This window comes from Streptomyces sp. 184 (genome assembly GCF_045781775.1).
Lineage (GTDB): Bacteria > Actinomycetota > Actinomycetes > Streptomycetales > Streptomycetaceae > Streptomyces.
Genome location: NZ_CP123230.1, coordinates 505,707 through 523,736, shown reverse-complemented (window position 1 = coordinate 523,736; position 18,030 = coordinate 505,707). Strand labels below are relative to the sequence as shown.

Annotated in this window: 16 protein-coding genes and 1 tRNA gene; 8 read left to right on the top strand and 9 right to left on the bottom strand. The window is 72.0% G+C overall.

Annotated elements, in window-relative coordinates:
* Window positions 1-13: 13 nt before the first annotated feature.
* Window positions 14-1,282, bottom strand: a complete 1,269-nt coding sequence (locus QBL21_RS02235) for a M20 family metallopeptidase (protein ID WP_407560262.1) — start codon at window positions 1,280-1,282, stop codon at window positions 14-16.
* A gap of 236 nt (window positions 1,283-1,518) precedes the next feature.
* Window positions 1,519-2,238, bottom strand: a complete 720-nt coding sequence (locus QBL21_RS02230; protein WP_407560261.1) for a GNAT family N-acetyltransferase — start codon at window positions 2,236-2,238, stop codon at window positions 1,519-1,521.
* A 138-nt stretch (window positions 2,239-2,376) separates the two neighbouring features.
* On the opposite strand from QBL21_RS02230, the gene hrpA reads away from it, so the two are divergent.
* The 3 genes from hrpA to QBL21_RS02215 all read left to right on the top strand — a co-directional run bounded on the left by hrpA (window position 2,377) and on the right by QBL21_RS02215 (window position 7,064).
* Window positions 2,377-6,423, top strand: coding sequence for an ATP-dependent RNA helicase HrpA (gene hrpA / locus QBL21_RS02225; RefSeq protein ID WP_407560260.1), 4,047 nt, complete (start codon window positions 2,377-2,379; stop codon window positions 6,421-6,423).
* Between the two features lie 70 nt (window positions 6,424-6,493).
* Window positions 6,494-6,568 (top strand) — tRNA-Asp (locus QBL21_RS02220).
* Between the two features lie 301 nt (window positions 6,569-6,869).
* Window positions 6,870-7,064, top strand: coding sequence for a DUF6274 family protein (locus QBL21_RS02215; RefSeq protein WP_407560259.1), 195 nt, complete (start codon window positions 6,870-6,872; stop codon window positions 7,062-7,064).
* A 357-nt stretch (window positions 7,065-7,421) separates the two neighbouring features.
* Here QBL21_RS02215 and bldC read toward each other — a convergent pair whose 3' ends face one another.
* Together bldC and QBL21_RS02205 are read right to left on the bottom strand one after the other, a co-directional pair.
* Window positions 7,422-7,628 (bottom strand): developmental transcriptional regulator BldC, encoded by a 207-nt coding sequence (gene bldC / locus QBL21_RS02210; protein WP_003949541.1) that lies wholly within the window; start codon window positions 7,626-7,628, stop codon window positions 7,422-7,424.
* A gap of 689 nt (window positions 7,629-8,317) precedes the next feature.
* Window positions 8,318-9,151: a hypothetical protein gene (locus QBL21_RS02205; protein ID WP_407560258.1), complete on the bottom strand. Its 834-nt coding sequence runs from the start codon at window positions 9,149-9,151 to the stop codon at window positions 8,318-8,320.
* A 194-nt stretch (window positions 9,152-9,345) separates the two neighbouring features.
* Here QBL21_RS02205 and QBL21_RS02200 point away from each other — a divergent pair, with 194 nt between their 5' ends.
* Window positions 9,346-10,428: a Leu/Phe/Val dehydrogenase gene (locus tag QBL21_RS02200; protein ID WP_407560257.1), complete on the top strand. Its 1,083-nt coding sequence runs from the start codon at window positions 9,346-9,348 to the stop codon at window positions 10,426-10,428.
* A 418-nt stretch (window positions 10,429-10,846) separates the two neighbouring features.
* Window positions 10,847-11,134 (top strand): DUF3073 domain-containing protein, encoded by a 288-nt coding sequence (locus QBL21_RS02195; RefSeq protein ID WP_407560256.1) that lies wholly within the window; start codon window positions 10,847-10,849, stop codon window positions 11,132-11,134.
* A 191-nt stretch (window positions 11,135-11,325) separates the two neighbouring features.
* Here QBL21_RS02195 and purM read toward each other — a convergent pair whose 3' ends face one another.
* The 3 genes from purM to QBL21_RS02180 all read right to left on the bottom strand — a co-directional run bounded on the left by purM (window position 11,326) and on the right by QBL21_RS02180 (window position 15,382).
* Window positions 11,326-12,414, bottom strand: a complete 1,089-nt coding sequence (gene purM / locus QBL21_RS02190; RefSeq protein ID WP_407560255.1) for a phosphoribosylformylglycinamidine cyclo-ligase — start codon at window positions 12,412-12,414, stop codon at window positions 11,326-11,328.
* Between the two features lie 68 nt (window positions 12,415-12,482).
* Entirely contained in the window at window positions 12,483-14,003 is a 1,521-nt protein-coding gene (gene purF / locus QBL21_RS02185) for an amidophosphoribosyltransferase (RefSeq protein WP_407560254.1), read from the bottom strand.
* Between the two features lie 212 nt (window positions 14,004-14,215).
* The gene (locus QBL21_RS02180; protein ID WP_407560253.1) at window positions 14,216-15,382 is read right to left on the bottom strand and encodes a helix-turn-helix domain-containing protein; all 1,167 of its coding nucleotides are present in this window, start codon (window positions 15,380-15,382) and stop codon (window positions 14,216-14,218) included.
* 225 nt (window positions 15,383-15,607) lie between these two features.
* Between QBL21_RS02180 and QBL21_RS02175 the strand changes: the two genes are divergently transcribed.
* A complete protein-coding gene (locus tag QBL21_RS02175) occupies window positions 15,608-16,036 on the top strand; it encodes an ATP-binding protein (RefSeq protein WP_407566276.1) in 429 nt (142 codons plus the stop codon).
* A gap of 22 nt (window positions 16,037-16,058) precedes the next feature.
* Here the strand turns inward: QBL21_RS02175 and QBL21_RS02170 are convergent, their stop codons facing one another.
* Complete coding sequence (locus QBL21_RS02170; RefSeq protein WP_407560252.1) at window positions 16,059-16,418, bottom strand: MerR family transcriptional regulator; 360 nt, start codon at window positions 16,416-16,418, stop codon at window positions 16,059-16,061.
* Window positions 16,419-16,498: 80 nt separating this feature from the next.
* On the opposite strand from QBL21_RS02170, the gene QBL21_RS02165 reads away from it, so the two are divergent.
* Window positions 16,499-16,819, top strand: coding sequence for a multidrug efflux SMR transporter (locus tag QBL21_RS02165; RefSeq protein WP_347574963.1), 321 nt, complete (start codon window positions 16,499-16,501; stop codon window positions 16,817-16,819).
* A gap of 47 nt (window positions 16,820-16,866) precedes the next feature.
* On the top strand, window positions 16,867-17,313 hold the full coding sequence (locus QBL21_RS02160) for a DMT family transporter (RefSeq protein WP_407560251.1): 447 nt from the start codon (window positions 16,867-16,869) through the stop codon (window positions 17,311-17,313).
* 35 nt (window positions 17,314-17,348) lie between these two features.
* Here QBL21_RS02160 and QBL21_RS02155 read toward each other — a convergent pair whose 3' ends face one another.
* The gene (locus QBL21_RS02155; RefSeq protein ID WP_407560250.1) at window positions 17,349-17,900 is read right to left on the bottom strand and encodes a YciI family protein; all 552 of its coding nucleotides are present in this window, start codon (window positions 17,898-17,900) and stop codon (window positions 17,349-17,351) included.
* Window positions 17,901-18,030: the final 130 nt, after the last annotated feature.

Genomic DNA, 18,030 nt, shown 5'->3' with positions numbered 1-18,030 from the left:
TGCAGTCACAGCACTAGGCGCCGCGTCGCGGGCTTGCGGCGCGTTCGGCCAGCCAGCCCGCCATTGCCCGTACGCCGGTGCCGATGGCGCGTTCGTCCGGGGTGAAGTCGGGGTAGTGCGGGTAGCCCGCGGTGATGGGGGTGCCCGGGGTGTGGACGCCGAGGAAGGTGTACGTGCCCGGGACCCGGTCCAGGAAGAGGGCGAAGTCCTCGCCGTTGAAGGGGAAGACGGCGTGCAGCCGGGTGACCGCGTTTCGGCCGAGGGTGCGGTGGAGGTGGCGGGCCAGCCGGTGGGCGTCGGGCTCCGGGCAGACCATGGCGGGGAACGGGCCGGGCTCGAAGCTCACCTCGGCCCCCGGGTACGACGCGGCCAGCCGGCGGATGTCCGCCCGTACCTCCACGTACCGCTCCTCCGGCCAGCAGCGCGACGCGAAGCCCACCGCGGCTCCCTCGACCCGGGCCCGGGCGGCGACGAACCGGGCCAGCGGACCGTTCGGCGTCTGGACGTCGACGACCTGCCGCGCCACGTCCGCCGTCGTCTGCGGCGGCGTCACGGTGGCGAGCGCGCCGATCTCCGCGGCCAGCCGCTGCGCGGCGCCGGCGGCGTCCGGCCCCGACAGCGTCACCCGGCCGCGGTCCTGCCCCGGCAGCCCGTACCCCGGTGTCACCGCCAACGTGCCCACCGGGAACGGGCCGCAGTGCAGGGCGTGGATCTCCTCGACCCGGGGGCTGTCCAGCACGCCCGCCTCGATCATCGCGCTCGCCCCCGCCAGCCTCTCTTCGGCGGGCTGGAAGACGAAGACCACCGTGCCGCGCAGGTGCCGCCGCAGCCGGGCCAGTACCTGTGCGGCACCGATGCCCACCGTGGTGTGCAGGTCGTGCCCGCACAGGTGGGCCGTCGCCGTGCCGCCGCCGACGATGTCGCCGGGCGGCACCGCGTCCATGTCCGCGCGGTACGCCACGGTCCGCCCCGGGCGCGAGCCGCGCAGCACCCCGACCACGCCGTGGCCGCCGACCCCGGTCGCCACCGCAAGCCCGGCCGACCGCAGCTCCCGCGCCACCACGCCGGCGGTGCGCTCCTCCTCGCCCGGGCCCTCGGGATGCCGGTGGATGTCCCGCCGCAGTGCGATCAGCTCCCGCTCCAGCCGCCCCACCTCGGCGTCCACCGCCCGCCGCGACACCGGCCGCGCCCTCCCGTCCGCGGCGGCGCTCCCCGCGGCCCCCCACGCCAGCCCCGCACCGGCCGCCGTCGCACCGGCCAGCACCGTACGGCGCGTCAGCACGCGCCTCTCCTCAGGTCGACACACAATTCTTCCCTCCGCGATTCCGTCACGGAATGGTCGCCGCTCCGGTAGGTGGCGGCCCATCCGGCGAACCACCGGTTGCGGGGTGTCGCTGACTACACCCCCTCGCCGGCGCCGCACGGCTGGATGCGCTTCCCGCGCCCATTTCCGCGACAACCCCTGTCCGGCCGGGACTAGCGGGGGCTTCACGTCGGCGGCGAGGATCTACGAGTGAGTCACCCCTCGTGGAGGGTCCATAGCCAGCCCAGGGGGGTGAGGTTCAGGGTGCGGGCTACGGCTTGGGAGGGGTGGTTGTCCGATGTGGTGCTGTAGAAGAGCGCCTCGTTGCGGGGGCGTTGGAGGGCTGCCCAGGCCGTGACCGTGTGGGGGGCCAGGCGGCGGCCGCGGTGGGTGGGGTGGGTCCAGGCGCCGGCTTCCGCGGAGGTCTCGGTCGACGCCGGGGTGTGGCAGATCGAGACCGGGGTGTCGTCCTCGATCGCCATCGCCCACGGGCCCAGCGTGCCCGCCGTCAGGTCGGCCCACTCCCCCGGCGCCCAGTTCGCCGGCCGGCGCAGGCCGGCCGCGCGGCGGCGGCCCGGGGCGTCGGAGACCAGGAGCGGGAGCGGTGCCGGGGGCAGCGGCGGGAGGGTCGGGGGGATGACGTAGCTGGGGCCGCCCGTGAGGGTTCCGCCCAGGGTTCGGGCCAGGGCCCTCATCGGCGGCGGGGCCGTCTCCGCCCCGTAGTCGACGGCACGCAGGTCCGTCGCCAGGCGGCGCGCGTGCTCCGTACCCGCCAGGTCCTCCGCCACCGCCGCCAGCCGTGCCCCCGGCGACCACGCCCACACCGCCCGTACGCCCGGGGCAGTGACCGTCGGCAGCCCTCCGTCCCCGCCCCCCGCCAGGCCGTAGGTGCCCTCCACCTCCAGCGCCAGCAGACGCGCCTCGTCCCACTCCATCCCGCGTACGTTACGGCTCCCGGCCTCCGGCGCGCCGCGGCGCGGGTACGGCTGCGGCCGGCGTGAGCGGAAGGGCTCCCGCGGCCCCGCCGAAATAGTTCGCCGACGCCCCCGCCCGGGTGAGATCCTTGACTCCGTATGTCCACTTCCGCCACCCCCAGCTTCGCCGACCTCGGCGCCCGCCTGTCCGCCCTCACGCTCCGCGACGAGCAGCGGCTCGGCCGTCGCCTCGACGGCGCCCGCCGCGTCCGCAAGCCGGAGGCGCGGGCCGCCGTGCTCGCCGAGATCGCCACCGCGGTCGACGCCGCGGAGCTGACCGCCGAGCGCCGCCGCGCCGCGGTGCCCCCCGTGTCGTATCCGCAAGAGCTGCCGGTCAGCCAGAAGAAGGACGACATCCTCGCGGCCATACGCGACCACCAGGTCGTGATCGTCGCGGGCGAGACCGGGTCCGGCAAGACGACCCAGATCCCCAAGATCTGCCTGGAGCTGGGCCGCGGTGTACGGGGCCTCATCGGCCACACGCAGCCCCGCCGCATCGCCGCCCGCACGGTGGCCGAGCGCGTGGCCGAGGAGCTGCGCACCCCGCTCGGCGAGGCGGTCGGGTGGAAGGTCCGGTTCACCGACCAGGTCGGCGGTGACACGCTCGTCAAGCTGATGACGGACGGCATCCTGCTCGCCGAGATCCAGACGGACCGCGAGCTGCGCCAGTACGACACGATCATCATCGACGAGGCGCACGAGCGCAGCCTGAACATCGACTTCCTGCTCGGCTACCTCGCCAGGCTCCTCCCCCGCCGCCCCGACCTCAAGGTCGTCATCACCTCCGCGACCATCGACCCGGAGCGCTTCTCCCGGCACTTCGGCGACGCCCCGATCGTCGAGGTCAGCGGGCGTACGTACCCGGTCGAGGTGCGGTACCGCCCGCTGCTCGAAGAGGGTGCGGAGGACAGCGACCGGGACCAGATCTCCGCCATCTGCGACGCCGTCGACGAGCTTCAGGCCGAGGGCGACGGCTCCGGCGACATCCTCGTCTTCCTCTCCGGCGAGCGCGAGATCCGCGACACCGCGGACGCGCTCGCCAAGCAGCGGCTCCGCGACACCGAGGTCCTCCCCCTCTACGCCCGCCTGTCGCACGCCGAGCAGCACCGCGTCTTCCAGCGCCACGGCGGCCGGCGCGTCGTGCTGGCCACGAACGTCGCGGAGACGTCGCTGACCGTCCCCGGCATCCGGTACGTCATCGACACCGGCTTCGCCCGCATCTCCCGCTACAGCCACCGCACCAAGGTCCAGCGCCTGCCCATCGAGCCCATCTCGCAGGCCAGCGCCAACCAGCGCAAGGGCCGCTGCGGCCGGCTCGCCGACGGCATCTGCGTCCGGCTGTACGCGGAGGAGGACTTCCTCGCCCGCCCCGAGTTCACCGACGCCGAGATCCTGCGGACGAACCTGGCGTCCGTCATCCTCCAGATGACCGCCGCCGGCCTCGGCGACATCGAGAAGTTCCCCTTCATCGACCCGCCGGACAGCCGCAACATCAAGGCCGGCGTCCAGCTCCTCGAAGAGCTGCACGCGCTGGACACGGCGCAGAAAGACCCGAAAAAGCGCCTCACCGACACCGGCCGCAAGCTCGCCCAGTTGCCCGTCGACCCGCGGCTGGCCCGCATGGTGCTGGAGGCCGAGCGCAACGGCTGCGTACGCGAGGTCATGGTCATCGCCTCCGCCCTGTCCATCCAGGACCCGCGCGAGCGCCCCGCCGACAAGCAGCAGCAGGCCGACCAGCACCACGCCCGCTTCCGCGACGAGTCCAGCGACTTCGCGACGTTCCTCAACCTGTGGACGTACGTACGCGAGCAGCAGAAGGCGCTGTCCTCGTCCGCGTTCCGCCGCATGTGCAAGCGCGAGTTCCTCAACTACCTGCGCATACGCGAGTGGCAGGACATCTACTCGCAACTGCGCACGATCGCCCGCGGCATGGACATCCACCCCGCGGACCAGGACGCGGCGCCCGACCTCGTCCACCAGTCGCTGCTCGCGGGGCTCCTCAGCCACATCGGGCTCAAGGACACCGACGCCAAGAACGAGTACCTGGGCGCGCGCGGCGCGAAGTTCGCCGTGTTCCCCGGCTCCGCGCTCTTCAAGAAGCCGCCGCGCTGGATCATGTCCGCCGAGCTGGTCGAGACCTCCCGCCTGTGGGCGCGGGTCAACGCGAAGGTCGAGCCCGACTGGGTCGAGCCGCTGGCGCAGCACCTGGTCAAGCGCACGTACAGCGAGCCGCACTGGGAGAAGGACCAGGCCGCGGTCATGGCGTACGAGCGCGTCACGCTCTACGGCGTGCCGCTGGTGGCCCGGCGCTCGGTCAACTACGGCCGGATCGACCCCGAGACCTGCCGCGACCTGTTCATCCGGCACGCGCTGGTCGAGGGCGACTGGCGTACGCACCACAAGTTCTTCGCCGCCAACCGCCGCCTGCTCACCGAGGTCGAGGAGCTGGAGCACCGGGCCCGCCGCCGCGACATCCTCGTGGACGACGAGACCCTCTTCGACTTCTACGACCAGCGCGTCCCCGAAGACGTCGTGTCCGGCGCGCACTTCGACTCCTGGTGGAAGAAGAAGCAGCGCGACGAGCCGGAGCTGCTGAACTTCGAGAAGTCGATGCTCATCAACGAGCGGGCGGAGGGCGTCACCAAGGACGACTACCCCGACTCCTGGTGGCAGGGGAAGCTGAAGCTGCGGGTGACGTACCAGTTCGAGCCGGGCACGGACGCGGACGGCGTCACCGTGCACGTACCGCTCCAGATCCTCAACCAGGTGGTCCCGGACGGCTTCGACTGGCAGATCCCGGGGCTGCGCGAGGACGTGGTCACCGAGCTGATCCGCTCGCTGCCCAAGCCGATCCGGCGCAACTACGTGCCGGCGCCGAACTACGCCAAGGCGTTCCTGGAGCGGGCGTCGTCCCCGGAGGGGCGCGATCGGACGCAGCCCGTGCAGGAGCCGCTGACGACGGTGCTGGCGCGCGAGCTCCAGCGGATGGTGGGGGTGCCGGTCACGGCCGAGGACTTCGACTGGGGCAAGGTGCCGGAGCACCTGAAGGTCACGTTCCGCGTCACCGACGAACGGCGGCGGCGGCTGGCGGAGTCGAAGGACCTGGAGGAGCTGCGGCTGCGGCTCAAGCCCAAGACGCAGGCGGCGATCACGCGGGCGTTCGACGAGGTGTCGGCCGGCGGCCGGGGCGCCGGCAAGGGGGGCCGCGGAACGCCCGGGACTCCCGGAACTCCCGCGGACGGCGACGACGGCGGGTCCGCGCTCGGCCGGCGCACCGGGCTCACCTCCTGGACCGTCGGCGCCCTCCCCCGCACCTTCGAGACCCGCCGCGGCGGCCACACCGTCAAGGCGTACCCGGCGCTGGTGGACGAGGGCGAGACCGTCGCCGTGCGGCTGTACGACACGGAGGCGGAGCAGACGGCCGCCATGTGGGCCGGCACCCGCCGCCTGATCCTGCTCCAACTGCCCTCCAACCCCGCCAAGTTCGCCAACAGCACGCTGCCCAACCAGGCGAAGCTGGCGCTCTCCCGCACGCCCCACGGCGGCGTACAGGCCCTCTTCGAGGACTGCGTCACCGCCTCCGCGGACCGGCTCATCGCGGCCCGCGGCGGGCCCGCGTGGGACGAGGAGGGCTTCCGCAAGCTCTTCGACGCCGTACGGGCCGACATCGTGGACGCCACGATGCGGACCATCCGGCAGGTGCAGGAGGTCCTGGCGGCCTGGCACGCCTGCGAGGGTCGGCTACGCGCCGTCAAGAGCCCTGTGCTGGCCGAGTCGGCGGCGGACGTACGCGAGCAGTTGGCGTGGCTGGTGAAGCCGGGCTTCGTCACCGAGCACGGCGTGGGCCGGCTGCCGGACCTGCTGCGCTACCTCGTCGCGGCGGACCGCCGGCTCCAGCAACTCCCGACGAACGCGGAGCGGGACCGGGCGCGGATGGCGAAGGTCAAGGAGATGCAGGACGAGTACGCGTGGCTGCTGGAGCAGCAGCCGCGCGGGCGGCCGGTGCCGCGGGCGGTGCGGGACGTGCGGTGGATGATCGAGGAGCTGCGGGTCAGCTACTTCGCGCACGCGCTGGGGACGGCGTATCCGATCTCCGACAAGCGGATCGTGAAGGCGGTCGACGCGCTGGTGCCGCCGGCGCGGTGAGCCCGCCGGAACCGGTTCGACCGGGGGCCTGAGCTGCTGTAGAGTCGGGCACGCGCGTTCGCGCACGCAAGGTCCTGTGGAGCAGTTTGGAGTGCTCGCCACCCTGTCAAGGTGGAGGCCGCGGGTTCAAATCCCGTCAGGACCGCACCATCTTCTACTGCCGCATCGTCTGGCGCCGCCCTGTCTGAGGCCGCGCCCGCGGCGAAGCCGCAGACAAACGCAGCAAATCCCGTCAGGACCGCACCATCTTCCGCCGCCCTGTCCAGGGCCGCGCGCATCGCCCCCCGATCGCCTCGACCGGCCCCGGCCCTTTTCGGCCGGGGCCGGTCGCGTGTGCGCCCCTCTCGTCACACCAATCTCCTTCCGCCCCACCCGTCCTCGTACGCGGTCTAGACCGCCTGCTCGTTTCCTTGACGGGCGCCCGGGCACTGGGTACATCAAGGGCTATGACGACGACCGTGCGGCACGAGACGAAGGCTCTTCTGCGCGCCCATCTGTCCGCCGCGTCGTCGTACGGGCACCTCACCCCCCACTGCGCCGTCTGTAGCCGACTGCTGCGGCTGGCGATGGAGTCGGCACCGCCGGAGATCGCGGACGCGAACGAGGCGACGGAGCGGGACGAGGCAAAGCTGCCTGGGTAGGGCAGGAGTTGACGGGGGGTCAATATCGCAGCGGCGACAAGGGCCGCAAGCCGACGAGGCTGTGACGGGGATCACTGATTCAATTTCGAAAGAAGGGGATTTACGCCCCCCTTAGGTCAGGTCAATTTTGTATATGCCATTGCACCCGTGCCCGGACGGGCATCCGGCCCACCCGTCGTCACGTACGCGAACGGCCCCCGGTGGCCGCCCTGGGGAGGGCGGCCACCGAGGGCCGTGCGGCAAATCGCGCTGGACCCGGCGGAGTCCAGCGCGATCGACGTTGCTGCGTCGCGTGTGGTGCGTGGGGCGTGAGCCGGGCTTCAGGGGGTCCCGGCCGGCCCCGGCGACGCGGGTAGGTCAAGCCTCGCTGCGCTGCTGCGGAATGCCCGCCAGCAGTGCGCGGACCTCCGCCTCGCGGTAGCGGCGATGCCCGCCGAGCGTGCGGATCGACGTGAGCTTGCCGGCCTTCGCCCAGCGCGTGACCGTCTTCGGGTCAACGCGGAACATCGTGGCTACCTCGGCGGGGGTCAGCAGCGGCTCGGCGTCAGGGGTGCGAGCGGTCATGAGCGGCCTCCTCGGGAGAACCGAACCTTCTCGGTTCTTTCCTCTAAATTCTGCACCTTGACCCTCGTTGACCGATATGGCCAACGGGGGTCGAGTCGGTAATAGGACGAACGGCTTGTCCTCGGCACTACAACTACACCATCTGTCCAGCGGCGTCGGCCAAACCGATGGAATTGCCCTCTGAGGTGTTCAACCTCGACGGATCCCGCTGGACCGTGCCATAGCGGACAGTCACACCTTCGTGACGATCAGTCACAGCACCACCAGGGGCCACAAGGTCTCCCACGAGAGGATCAATGCTCGGCATTCCACCCTAAGTTGGACGGAACATACCCCATCTGGACTCCTTGCCCTATATCGTCACCCAGGCTATGCGGTGACGGCAAGACCCAGGTACGTGCTTTCCATCACGCTTGACCAAATAGCCTGGTTCGGGACCTTCGTCCGGGACCAAGGTCCCCGGGGGTGGGGGCCGAACGGCCCCTTCCGTACCGGGGCATGGCGGGACACTAGTCCGGATTTGGTCGTCGCACTAGTGAGCGCTTGTCCAGCCCCTTGCCCCGGCCGCGCCACGGCCCGCCCGAGGCCGACCCGAGGCCCCGGCGGGGGCCCACGAGGGCCCACGGTGTCCTCACGGGGCCCGAAGGGCTTCGACCGCCCGACGACGCCCGCCGCCCCGCCCGGACGCGCTAGCTGGCGAACTGCCGCTCGCGCACCGCACCCCAGCGGTCCGTCAGCCGCTGGTACGCCCGCCCGGCCCGCTCCTCGTCCCCCGCCGCCAGCGCCGCGATGCCCTCGGCGACCTCCGCCGCCGACCGGTCCTCCGCCAGGTGCTCCTTCGGCAGTACGTGCACGAGACCGCCGTAGTCCAGCTCCACCAGCGACCGCGGATGGAACTCTTCCAGCCACTTTCCGACGTCCACCAGTCCCTCGACCAGCGGCGCCTGCCCCACCGCGTCGCGCAGCGCCTTCAGCCCGCGCGCCACCCGGCGCCTGGCCTGCACCATCGGCGTGCGGTAGCGCATCAGGGTGCGCGCGCCCGTCTCGTACTCCCTCTCCTCGTCGGAGAAGAGCACGAACCAGCGCATCGGCACCGTCCACACCGCGGACCTGATCCACGGCCGGGCGTCCGGGTTGTCCACCCGCCAGCGTGCGTGGTCGGCGAGCGCCTGCTCCCGTACGACCTCGGGCAGCGCCGCCTCCAGCACCGGCCGGGGCAGCTCGTCGACCAGCTCGTCCAGCGCCAGCCAGCTCCGCAGCCGGGTGCGCCAGGGGCAGACGCACGTCACGCCGTCGACCTCGGTGACGAAGGCGTCGCCGCTCTCGTGCGCCGGCGCCGCCGTCGGCGGGGTGCCGGCCAGCCCGGCCAGCGCCCGCAGCAGCTCGTCCTGGCTGGTCGGGGCGGCCTTGCGGGCGGCGTAGCGATACCAGTGGGTGCGTTCGGGTTCGGGGAAGGCGGCCAGTGGTTCGTACACGCGCAGGTACGTCGCGTACGGGATCACCAGTGACGACACCACGGCCACGCCCTCTCCCCTCTCCCACGTACGTATCCGAGTCTCCCGCAGACTATGGTGCTGAGTCCTCCCGGGGGACGCCTCCGGGACCCAAGACCCCGCCGGGGGGTCCCGGGAAGCGGGTGCCGCTCTACGCTTGAGCCACTACCTGCCCTCCCCACCCCTGGAGGGCAGCAGCCCGCGACCAAACCGGAGTCACCACCGTGACCGACGTTCTCTCCACACTCTTCCGCTCAGACCAGGGCGGACATGAACAGGTAGTCCTGTGCCAGGACCGCGAGACCGGCCTGAAGGCGGTCGTCGCCATCCACTCCACCGCCCTGGGTCCGGCCCTCGGCGGCACCCGCTTCCACTCCTACGCCTCCTCGGACGACCCCGAGCAGGCCGCGGTGCTGGACGCGCTGAACCTCTCCCGCGGCATGTCGTACAAGAACGCGATGGCGGGCCTCGACCACGGCGGCGGCAAGGCCGTGATCATCGGGGACCCCGACAAGGCGAAGACCGAGGACCTGCTGCTGGCCTACGGCCGCGCCGTCGCCTCGCTCGGCGGGCGCTACGTCACGGCGTGTGACGTCGGCACGTACGTCCACGACATGGACGTGGTCTCCCGTACGAACCGGTGGACCACCGGCCGCTCGCCCGAGAACGGCGGCTGCGGCGACTCCTCGGTGCTCACGTCGTTCGGCGTCTTCCAGGGCATGCGCGCGGTGGCCGAGCACCTGTGGGGCACGCCGTCGCTGCGCGGGCGGCGGGTCGGCATCGCCGGGGTCGGCAAGGTGGGGCACATCCTCGTGGACCACCTGGTCGAGGACGGCGCGGAGGTGGTGATCACCGACGTCCGGGAGGCGTCGGTGGCGCGGGTGCGGGCGACGCACCCCGGGGTGACGGTCGTGGCGGACACGGATGCGCTGATCCGCGAGCCGCTGGACGTGTACGCGCCCTGCGCGCTGGGCGGTGCGCTCAGCGACGACTCGGTGCCGGTGCTGGCCGCGAAGGCCGTCTGCGGTGCGGCGAACAACCAGCTCGCCCACCCGGGCGTGGAGAAGGACCTGGCCGACCGGGGGATCCTCTACGCCCCGGACTACGTGGTGAACGCGGGCGGGGTCATCCAGGTCGCCGACGAGCTGCACGGCTTCGACATGGACCGGGCGCGGGCGAAGGCCGCGCGGATCTTCGACACGACGGTGGAGATATTCCACCGGGCGGAGTCCGACGGCGTGCCTCCGGCGGTGGCGGCGGACCGGATCGCGGAGCAGCGCATGGCGGAGGCCAGGCGCCGCGGCTGAGCGCCGTACGCCCCCTGCCGGGCCCCGCGCCGGGCCCCGCGCCGGGCCTCGCACGCACTCGCACGCAACTCGCACGCGCTCGCCCGCCTCGGGGCACACCGGGGCGGGCACCGGGCGGGCGCGAGGGCCGCACGGGAGCCTTCACCAAGGCAAAGAGGCGACGTCACGTAACGCATGTCACCACCATGCGGCGGGTCGCTCCTCGTCAGACGATAGAATCGGGTCTTGACCAGCGGGGACGCGGGCTCCACCGGGATCGGCGGCGGGGCCCGTGCTGCCAGCGACGTACCGTCAGGGTGCAGAAACAGGTACCGTTGAACCCCGATGGACGGTCTCTCTTAACGAGAGTCCGCTTCCGATCATGAACGCGTGTCAGACTCTGGGGCCATCGAGCCCCGTCGTTTGAGGGGGTCGACCCATGGGGCGCGGCCGGGCCAAGGCCAAGCAGACGAAGGTCGCCCGCCAGCTGAAGTACAGCAGCGGTGGGACTGACCTCTCACGCCTTGCCGAAGAGCTGGGCGCTTCGACGGCGAATCCGCCGTCGAACGGTCAACAGCAACAGCAGCAGCAACAACAACCGCAGCAAGTCGAGGAAGAGTCGCCCGACGACGACCTGTACGCACGCTACGCGGAGCTGTACGAGGACGAGGACGACGAAGACGGCGAGGACTCGGCCGGCTCGTCGGAGCAGCGTCGCGGGGCCTGACCGGCAGGCAGCAAATAGGAGCTCGGCTCGGGGACATCCCCGGACGGGCCCTTTTTGCTGCCGAAAACCGGCGGCGGGCGGCGGGCCGGCGGCGTACGGGCCCGTAGGCGCGCCCGCACGTCACGCGGGCGCCGCACGCGCTGCACACGCTGCACACGCTGCACGCGCCGCGCACGCCTTGGACGACGGCCTCAGCGGGCATAGCCCCCCGTAAGCTCCACACCGCCGCTCCCCGTCTCCTCCTGCGCGCGCACCTCGCCGGCGACCCAGGCGTCGACCCCGCGGTCCGCGAGCAGCGAGAGCGTGACGTCGACGGACTCCTGCGGCACGACGGCGACCATGCCGACGCCCATGTTCAGCGTCCGCTCCAGCTCCGCCCGCTCGACCCCGCCCACCTCGCCGACCACGTCGAAGACCGCGCCCGGCGCCCACGTCCCGCGGTCGATGACGACCCGCAGCCCGTCGGGCACGACGCGGGCCAGGTTGCTGGCGAGGCCGCCGCCCGTGACGTGCGAGAAGGCGTGCACCTCGGTGGCGCGCAGCAGCGAGAGGCAGTCCAGCGAGTAGATCTTCGTCGGCTCCAGCAGCTCCTCGCCGAGCGTGCGGCCGAACTCCGGCACCGCCCGGTCCAGCGCCCAGCCGGCGCGGTCCAGCAGGACGTGCCGTACGAGCGAGTACCCGTTGGAGTGAAGGCCCGAGGAGGCCATCGCGACGACCGCGTCCCCCGTACGGATGCGATCGGCGCCCAGCACCTCCGCCGCCTCGACCACGCCGGTGCCGGCGCCGGCCACGTCGTACTCGTCGGGGCCGAGCAGCCCGGGGTGCTCCGCCGTCTCGCCGCCGACCAGCGCACAGCCGGCCAGCACGCAGCCCTCGGCGATGCCCTTGACGATCGCCGCGACCCGCTCCGGGACCACCTTGCCGACGCAGATGTAGTCCGTCATGAACAGCGGCTCCGCGCCCGTGACCACCAGGTCGTCCACGACCATGGCGACCAGGTCGTGCCCGATCGTGTCGTGCACGTCCATCCGCTGCGCGACCGCGACCTTCGTACCCACGCCGTCGGTCGCGGAGGCGAGCAGGGGGCGCTCGAAGCGCTTGAGGACGGAGGCGTCGAAGAGGCCGGCGAAGCCGCCGAGCGCGCCGACCGACTCCGGCCGGCGGGTCTTCTTCACCCACTCCTTCATCAGCTCGACGGCGCGGTCACCGGCCTCGATGTCGACGCCCGCCGCCGCGTAGGAGGCCGCGGCGGGAGCGGGGGGCTGGCTGGCACCAGACATGGCGTTGGGATCCTCCGGGTCGTTCACCTGGGGTTTGTGTGGCCGCTTACGGGTCCATGGCGGCGGTGCTACGGACGGCGCAGGGCGTCGGCGGCGTCGCGCCCGCCGGCGACCTCGGTCTCCAGCAGGTGCTTGCCCAGCAGCTCCGGGTCGGGCAGGTCCATCGGGTACTCGCCGTCGAAGCAGGCGCGGCAGAGGTTGTCCTTGGGGATGCCGGTGGCCTCGATCATGCGGTCGGTGGAGATGTACGCGAGCGAGTCCGCGCCCAGCGACTGGCCGATCTCCTCGACCGACAGGCCGTTGGCGATCAGCTCGGCGCGGGTGGCGAAGTCGATGCCGAAGAAGCACGGCCACTTGATCGGCGGCGACGAGATGCGCACGTGCACCTCGGCGGCGCCGGCCTCGCGGAGCATGCGGACCAGGGCGCGCTGCGTGTTGCCGCGGACGATGGAGTCGTCCACGACCACGAGGCGCTTGCCGCCGATGACCTCCTTGAGAGGGTTCAGCTTCAACCGGATGCCGAGCTGCCGGATGGTCTGGGAGGGCTGGATGAAGGTCCGGCCCACATAGCTGTTCTTGACCAGCCCGGCACCGTACGGAATGCCGCTGGCCTCGGCGTATCCGATGGCCGCGGGGGTGCCGGACTCGGGCGTGGGTATCACGAGATCGGCGTCGGCGGGGGCTTCCGCGGCGAGCCGGCGGCCCATCTCGACGCGGGAGAGGTAGACGTTCCGGCCGGCGATCTCGGTGTCGGGCCGGGCGAGGTACACGTACTCGAAGACACACCCCTTGGGCTTTGCCTCCGCAAATCTGCTGGCGCGCAGCCCGTTCTCGTCGATCGCGATCAGCTCGCCGGGCTCCACCTCGCGGATGAAGCTCGCCCCGACGATGTCGAGACCGGCGCTCTCGGACGCCACCACCCAGCCGCGGTCCAGCCGGCCGAGCACGAGCGGCCGGATGCCCTGGGGGTCGCGGGCGGCGTAGAGCGTCTGCTCGTCCATGAAGACGAGGCTGAACGCGCCCTTGGCCCGCGGCAGCACCAGCGGCGCGGCCTCCTCCACGGTCAGCGGCTTGCCGTCCGCGTCGACCTGCCCGGCGAGCAGCGCGGTCACCAGGTCGGTGTCGTTGGTCGCCGCCGCCCGCCCGCTGCGCGAGGCACCGTCCGGGGGCAGCGCGGCGACCATCTCGGACAGCTCGGCGGTGTTGACGAGATTGCCGTTGTGGCCGAGCGCGAGCGACCCGTGCGGGGTGGCCCGGAAGGTGGGCTGCGCGTTCTCCCACACGGAGGCACCGGTGGTCGAGTAGCGGGCGTGGCCCACGGCGATATGGCCCTGGAGGGAGCCGAGAGAGGTTTCGTCGAAGACCTGGGAGACCAGGCCCATGTCCTTGAAAACGAGGATCTGCGAGCCGTTGCTCACCGCGATACCCGCGGACTCCTGTCCCCGGTGCTGTAGCGCGTACAGTCCGAAGTAGGTGAGCTTGGCGACCTCCTCGCCGGGGGCCCAGACGCCGAAGACGCCGCAGGCGTCCTGGGGGCCCTTCTCTCCGGGAAGCAGATCGTGACTGAGTCGTCCGTCACCACGTGGCACGTATTCGAGTCTAAGGCAGATCCGCCCAACCCCCCGAACGGTGCAGACGTGGCGGGAATCACGTCCCCGCCTCCGGCCGGGGGCGGCGGGCGGCACGGCGGGCGGGAAAACCCGCTGCGGCTGCGCGCACCGGCCACTGCGGCCGGCCGTTGCCGGGGCTGTCGAGTGCGGACCGCGCCCGACCTGAGCCCGCGGCCGGACCACGCCGCCGGCTACGCCGTCATCCCTTCGTACGCCTCGCGCAAGTCGGACGCTCCCGGCAGCTTTCGCGATTCCGCCGCGTTCACGACCTCCCGTGCCCGCCAGTGGTTCGAGGGCACGATCCGCCCGCTGAACATGGCCAGGCGGGCCGCGTCGCACGCTTCGTCGAGCCGGCCGCCGGCGAGCAGCACCAACGCGAGATCGATGTTGGCGGAGGCCACCCGGCGCGGCCACTTCTGCACGTCGTCCGACGGGCTCAGGCGAGCGATCACCTCGCGCGCATACGGCTCCGCACCGCGGTCGCCCAGCCAGGCCAGCGTCGTCGCCGTGTAGGCGAGTGCCTTCGCCGGGTCGTACTGATAGTGGTGTTCCTTCGGGCGTTCGGAAAGGCCCATCGCCGCAGCCATCTGCTGGACACGGTCGACAGCCGCGTACGTTTCCCGGGCCTCGCCCAGCCTCGCCAGCGCGCGCCCCTCCTGTGCCGCCGCCTGGACCAGCGCGGAAGACCCTGCCGGGGCGAGGGACTGTGCCGCGCGGGAGAGATCGAGGGCGCCGGTGTAGTCGCCCGCGGTGAGTACGCGCCAGGCGTCCGTCTCGTAGCACCACGCCTCTATCTCGCGGTGCCCGGCTTCGCGGGCCAGGGTCGCGGCCGTACGCAGACGCGCGGTCGCGGCGTCCTGCTGGTCGAGGTCGACGTGCACCGTCGCGCCCAGGAGCGAAAGCCACCCGCCCACGGTGACGAGCCGGCGACGCTCCGCAAGGGTCGCCCGCTTGTCGAGGAGTTGCGCGACGTACGCGGTGTGCTTCCGGACTCTCCGTAACAGGACCTGGGGAGGTGTGACCGGGTAGGCGGTGGCCAGTTCGTCGAACGCCCGCTCAAGGTGCGTAAGCGTCTCGCCGCCGACGTCGCTGGCGTTGACGCGCCGCGCCAGTTCCCACGCCGCGGTCTCGTCGTCCACGGTTTCCGTGCCGGACTCGGTCCAGCACGCCGGAGAAGGGCCCAGGAGCGCCGAGAGCTGCGTGGCGGTGACGTCCAGCGCGCGGGCGAGCTTCGGGCGTTGCCACGGCTGGGGGTTGCTCTCACCGCTTTCCCAGCGCTGCACGGTCGACAGTGCGACCCCGACCCGCTCAGCCAGGTGTTCCTGCGAATACCCCAGGGATCGCCTGCGCTCGGACATACGTACACGCCTGGTAGCCATCGCCTCACCGCTTCGTGTCGCACATCTCTCCTGGTCAGCCTACCCGTTGGGGTGGGCGTGGGGCCGAGATGCGGTGCAGTTGCTCTGGTTCTGCAACGCGCCGGTGAGTTGTCTGGTTACCGGCAGGTGCACGCCCATTCCATCGCCAGGGAGGCGAACATGGCGAACGGTTCGCAGCAGACCGCCACGCCCACGCCCCGGGGGATCCGGGGCGCCGGCCTCGGCCCGTACAAGCGGCAGTTCGCGCGGCGGGCGCAGGCCGTGGCCCGCGCGCGGGACTTCGTCGTGGACCTGCTCGCTCCCGGGACGGACGCCGGGCTCGCCGACGACATCCGCGTCTGCGTCTCCGAACTCGCCACCAACGCCCTGCGCCACACACCGCCCGGCCGCGACTTCCTCGTACGGGTCCTCCCCCGCGACGGCGCCCTCCGTATCGAGGTCCACGACGCCGGCTCCGGCACCCCGCACCTCTGCACCCCCGCGAAGACCGACGACCGCGGGCGCGGGCTGCGGCTGGTCGACGCGCTCGCCGACGACTGGGGGGTCAGCGGCCGTTCCGGTCCCGGGAAGGCCGTCTGGGCCGAGTTCAAGGTCGTACACCCGGCGGCTGCTGACGAGGATGAGCCGCTTTGATCGACCCTCCGGCCGGACGATGTCAGCGCGGCGGCCCGGGCAGGGCCGTTTCGGTGCGGAGGGCCTGCAAGGTGTCGAGTTCGCGGTCGATGTCGCGGCGCTTGGCCCGCAGACGCTCGACTTCCTGGGCCAGAAGCTGCTCCATGACGCCCGTACGCTCCTCGGGCGGGGCCTCCAGGCACGGCAGCAGTTCGTTGATGGTGGCGCTGGTGAGGCCGGCCGCGAAGAGGTGCTGGATGAGGACGACCCGCTCGACCATGGAGCTGTCGAAGTCGCGCCACCCGCCGGGGGTGCGGCGGGAGCGGATGAGTCCCTGCTCCTCGTAGTACCGCAGGGACCGGGTGCTGACGCCGCTCTCGTTTCCCAGCTCACCAATGCGCATGGGGTCCAGTCTTGCACTTGACACCGGTGTGAGGGTTCACGATCCAGGCGCCCGCACTTCCTGGACGAAGGACACCCGCCATGCACTGGCTCTTCCTCGGACTCGCCGTCGTCTTCGAGATCTCCGTGGCCCTGTCCGCCGGCAAGGCCCGGGGCTTCACCCACCCCGGCTGGACGACCGCCACGCTCGTCAGCGGCGGCATCGCCACCTACCTCCTCAGCCTGGCGCTGCGCACCTTCGACGTCGGCGTCGGCTACGCGATCTGGACCTCCGTCGCCGGCGTCGGGATCGTCGTCCTCGGCGTCTCCCTCTTCGGGCAGCGCCTCGACTGGCGCAAGCTCCTCGGCATCGCCGCGGTCATCGTCGGCGTCGTCGGCCTCCAGCTCAGCGGTGCGGCGTGACCTCCCCACCCGCCGGACCCCGTACCACCCACCGGAAAGGAACCGACGTGTCCAACCACACCGCCCCCCGGAGCGACCGCGCGCGAGCCTGGTTCGTCCTCCTTCTCGCCGGGGTCTTCGAGATCGGCTACGCCCTCGCGGTCGGAGGCAGCGACGGGTTCACCGTGCTCTCCTGGTCGCTCGTCGCGGTCGTCTTCTTCCTGCTGACGCTCTACGCCCTGAGCGTCGCCCTGCGCGCCATCGACGTGGGCATCGGCTACGCCGTGTGGGCGGGCATCGGCGCCGTGGGAGCCGCGCTGCTCAGCCCGGTGTTCTTCGACGAGGCCCTCACCCCCGCGAAGGCCCTCTGGCTCACGGTGATCATCGCGGGCGTCGTCTGGCTCAAGCTCTCCGACCGCCCGGGCCGGACCGAGCAGGCCGAGCACGCCGAGCGCGGCGAGCAGGCCGAGCAGGCCGAGCAGGCCGGTCGGACCCAGCGGGCCGTCCACCCGTGACGGGGGTGCAGTCGGCGGCCGGTCACCGCCCCGGGTCACGTCGACCGGCCGCCGAAATGCCAGTTGTGCACTTCGACGTCCGCGTACGCGCCCGCCGTGAGCACCGCCCGCGCCGCGTCCGCGTCCGGGGCCCGTACCAGCGCCGCCGTGCCCAGCCAGGTGGCCGCGTCGTCGGAGAGCAGTGGGCCGTACGCGATCAGCTCGTCCTTCTGCGGCGGCAGGGCCAGGTCGACGGCCCGGCCTTCGCCGAGGCCCAGGACGAGGTAGCGGTTGCCGTCGTCGGGGCCGCCGGGGAAGTCCCACATCGTGCGGCCCAGCGTGTTGCGCCAGCGGCGCAGCAGCACGTCGCGGTACGCGCCCGCCTGGTAGCCGGGTTCGTCGAAGGCGAACGCGCGGGCGGTGGCGGCGTCCGGCAGGTCGAGGACGTGCACGCTGCCGGTGGGTACTTCGCCGTCGTCGGCCATGGTCGGGCCGCGGGCGATCATCTCCGCGGCGTACCCGTCCATGTAGGACCAGTGCTCTTCCAGCAGTTCGTAGCGCAGGGTGAGAGATCCGGGCCGGTCGCGGTGGTAACAGAAGAACTCCATGCCCTCAGTCTGCTCGCTTCCGAACCCGTGGCCTCGGGCAGGTCGTGGTCCAGGCGCTCTTGCCGTCCGGGTACCGCGGTGCACAAAATGTGAGCCGGACGATACGCAACGTACGCACCGGCACCGGGAT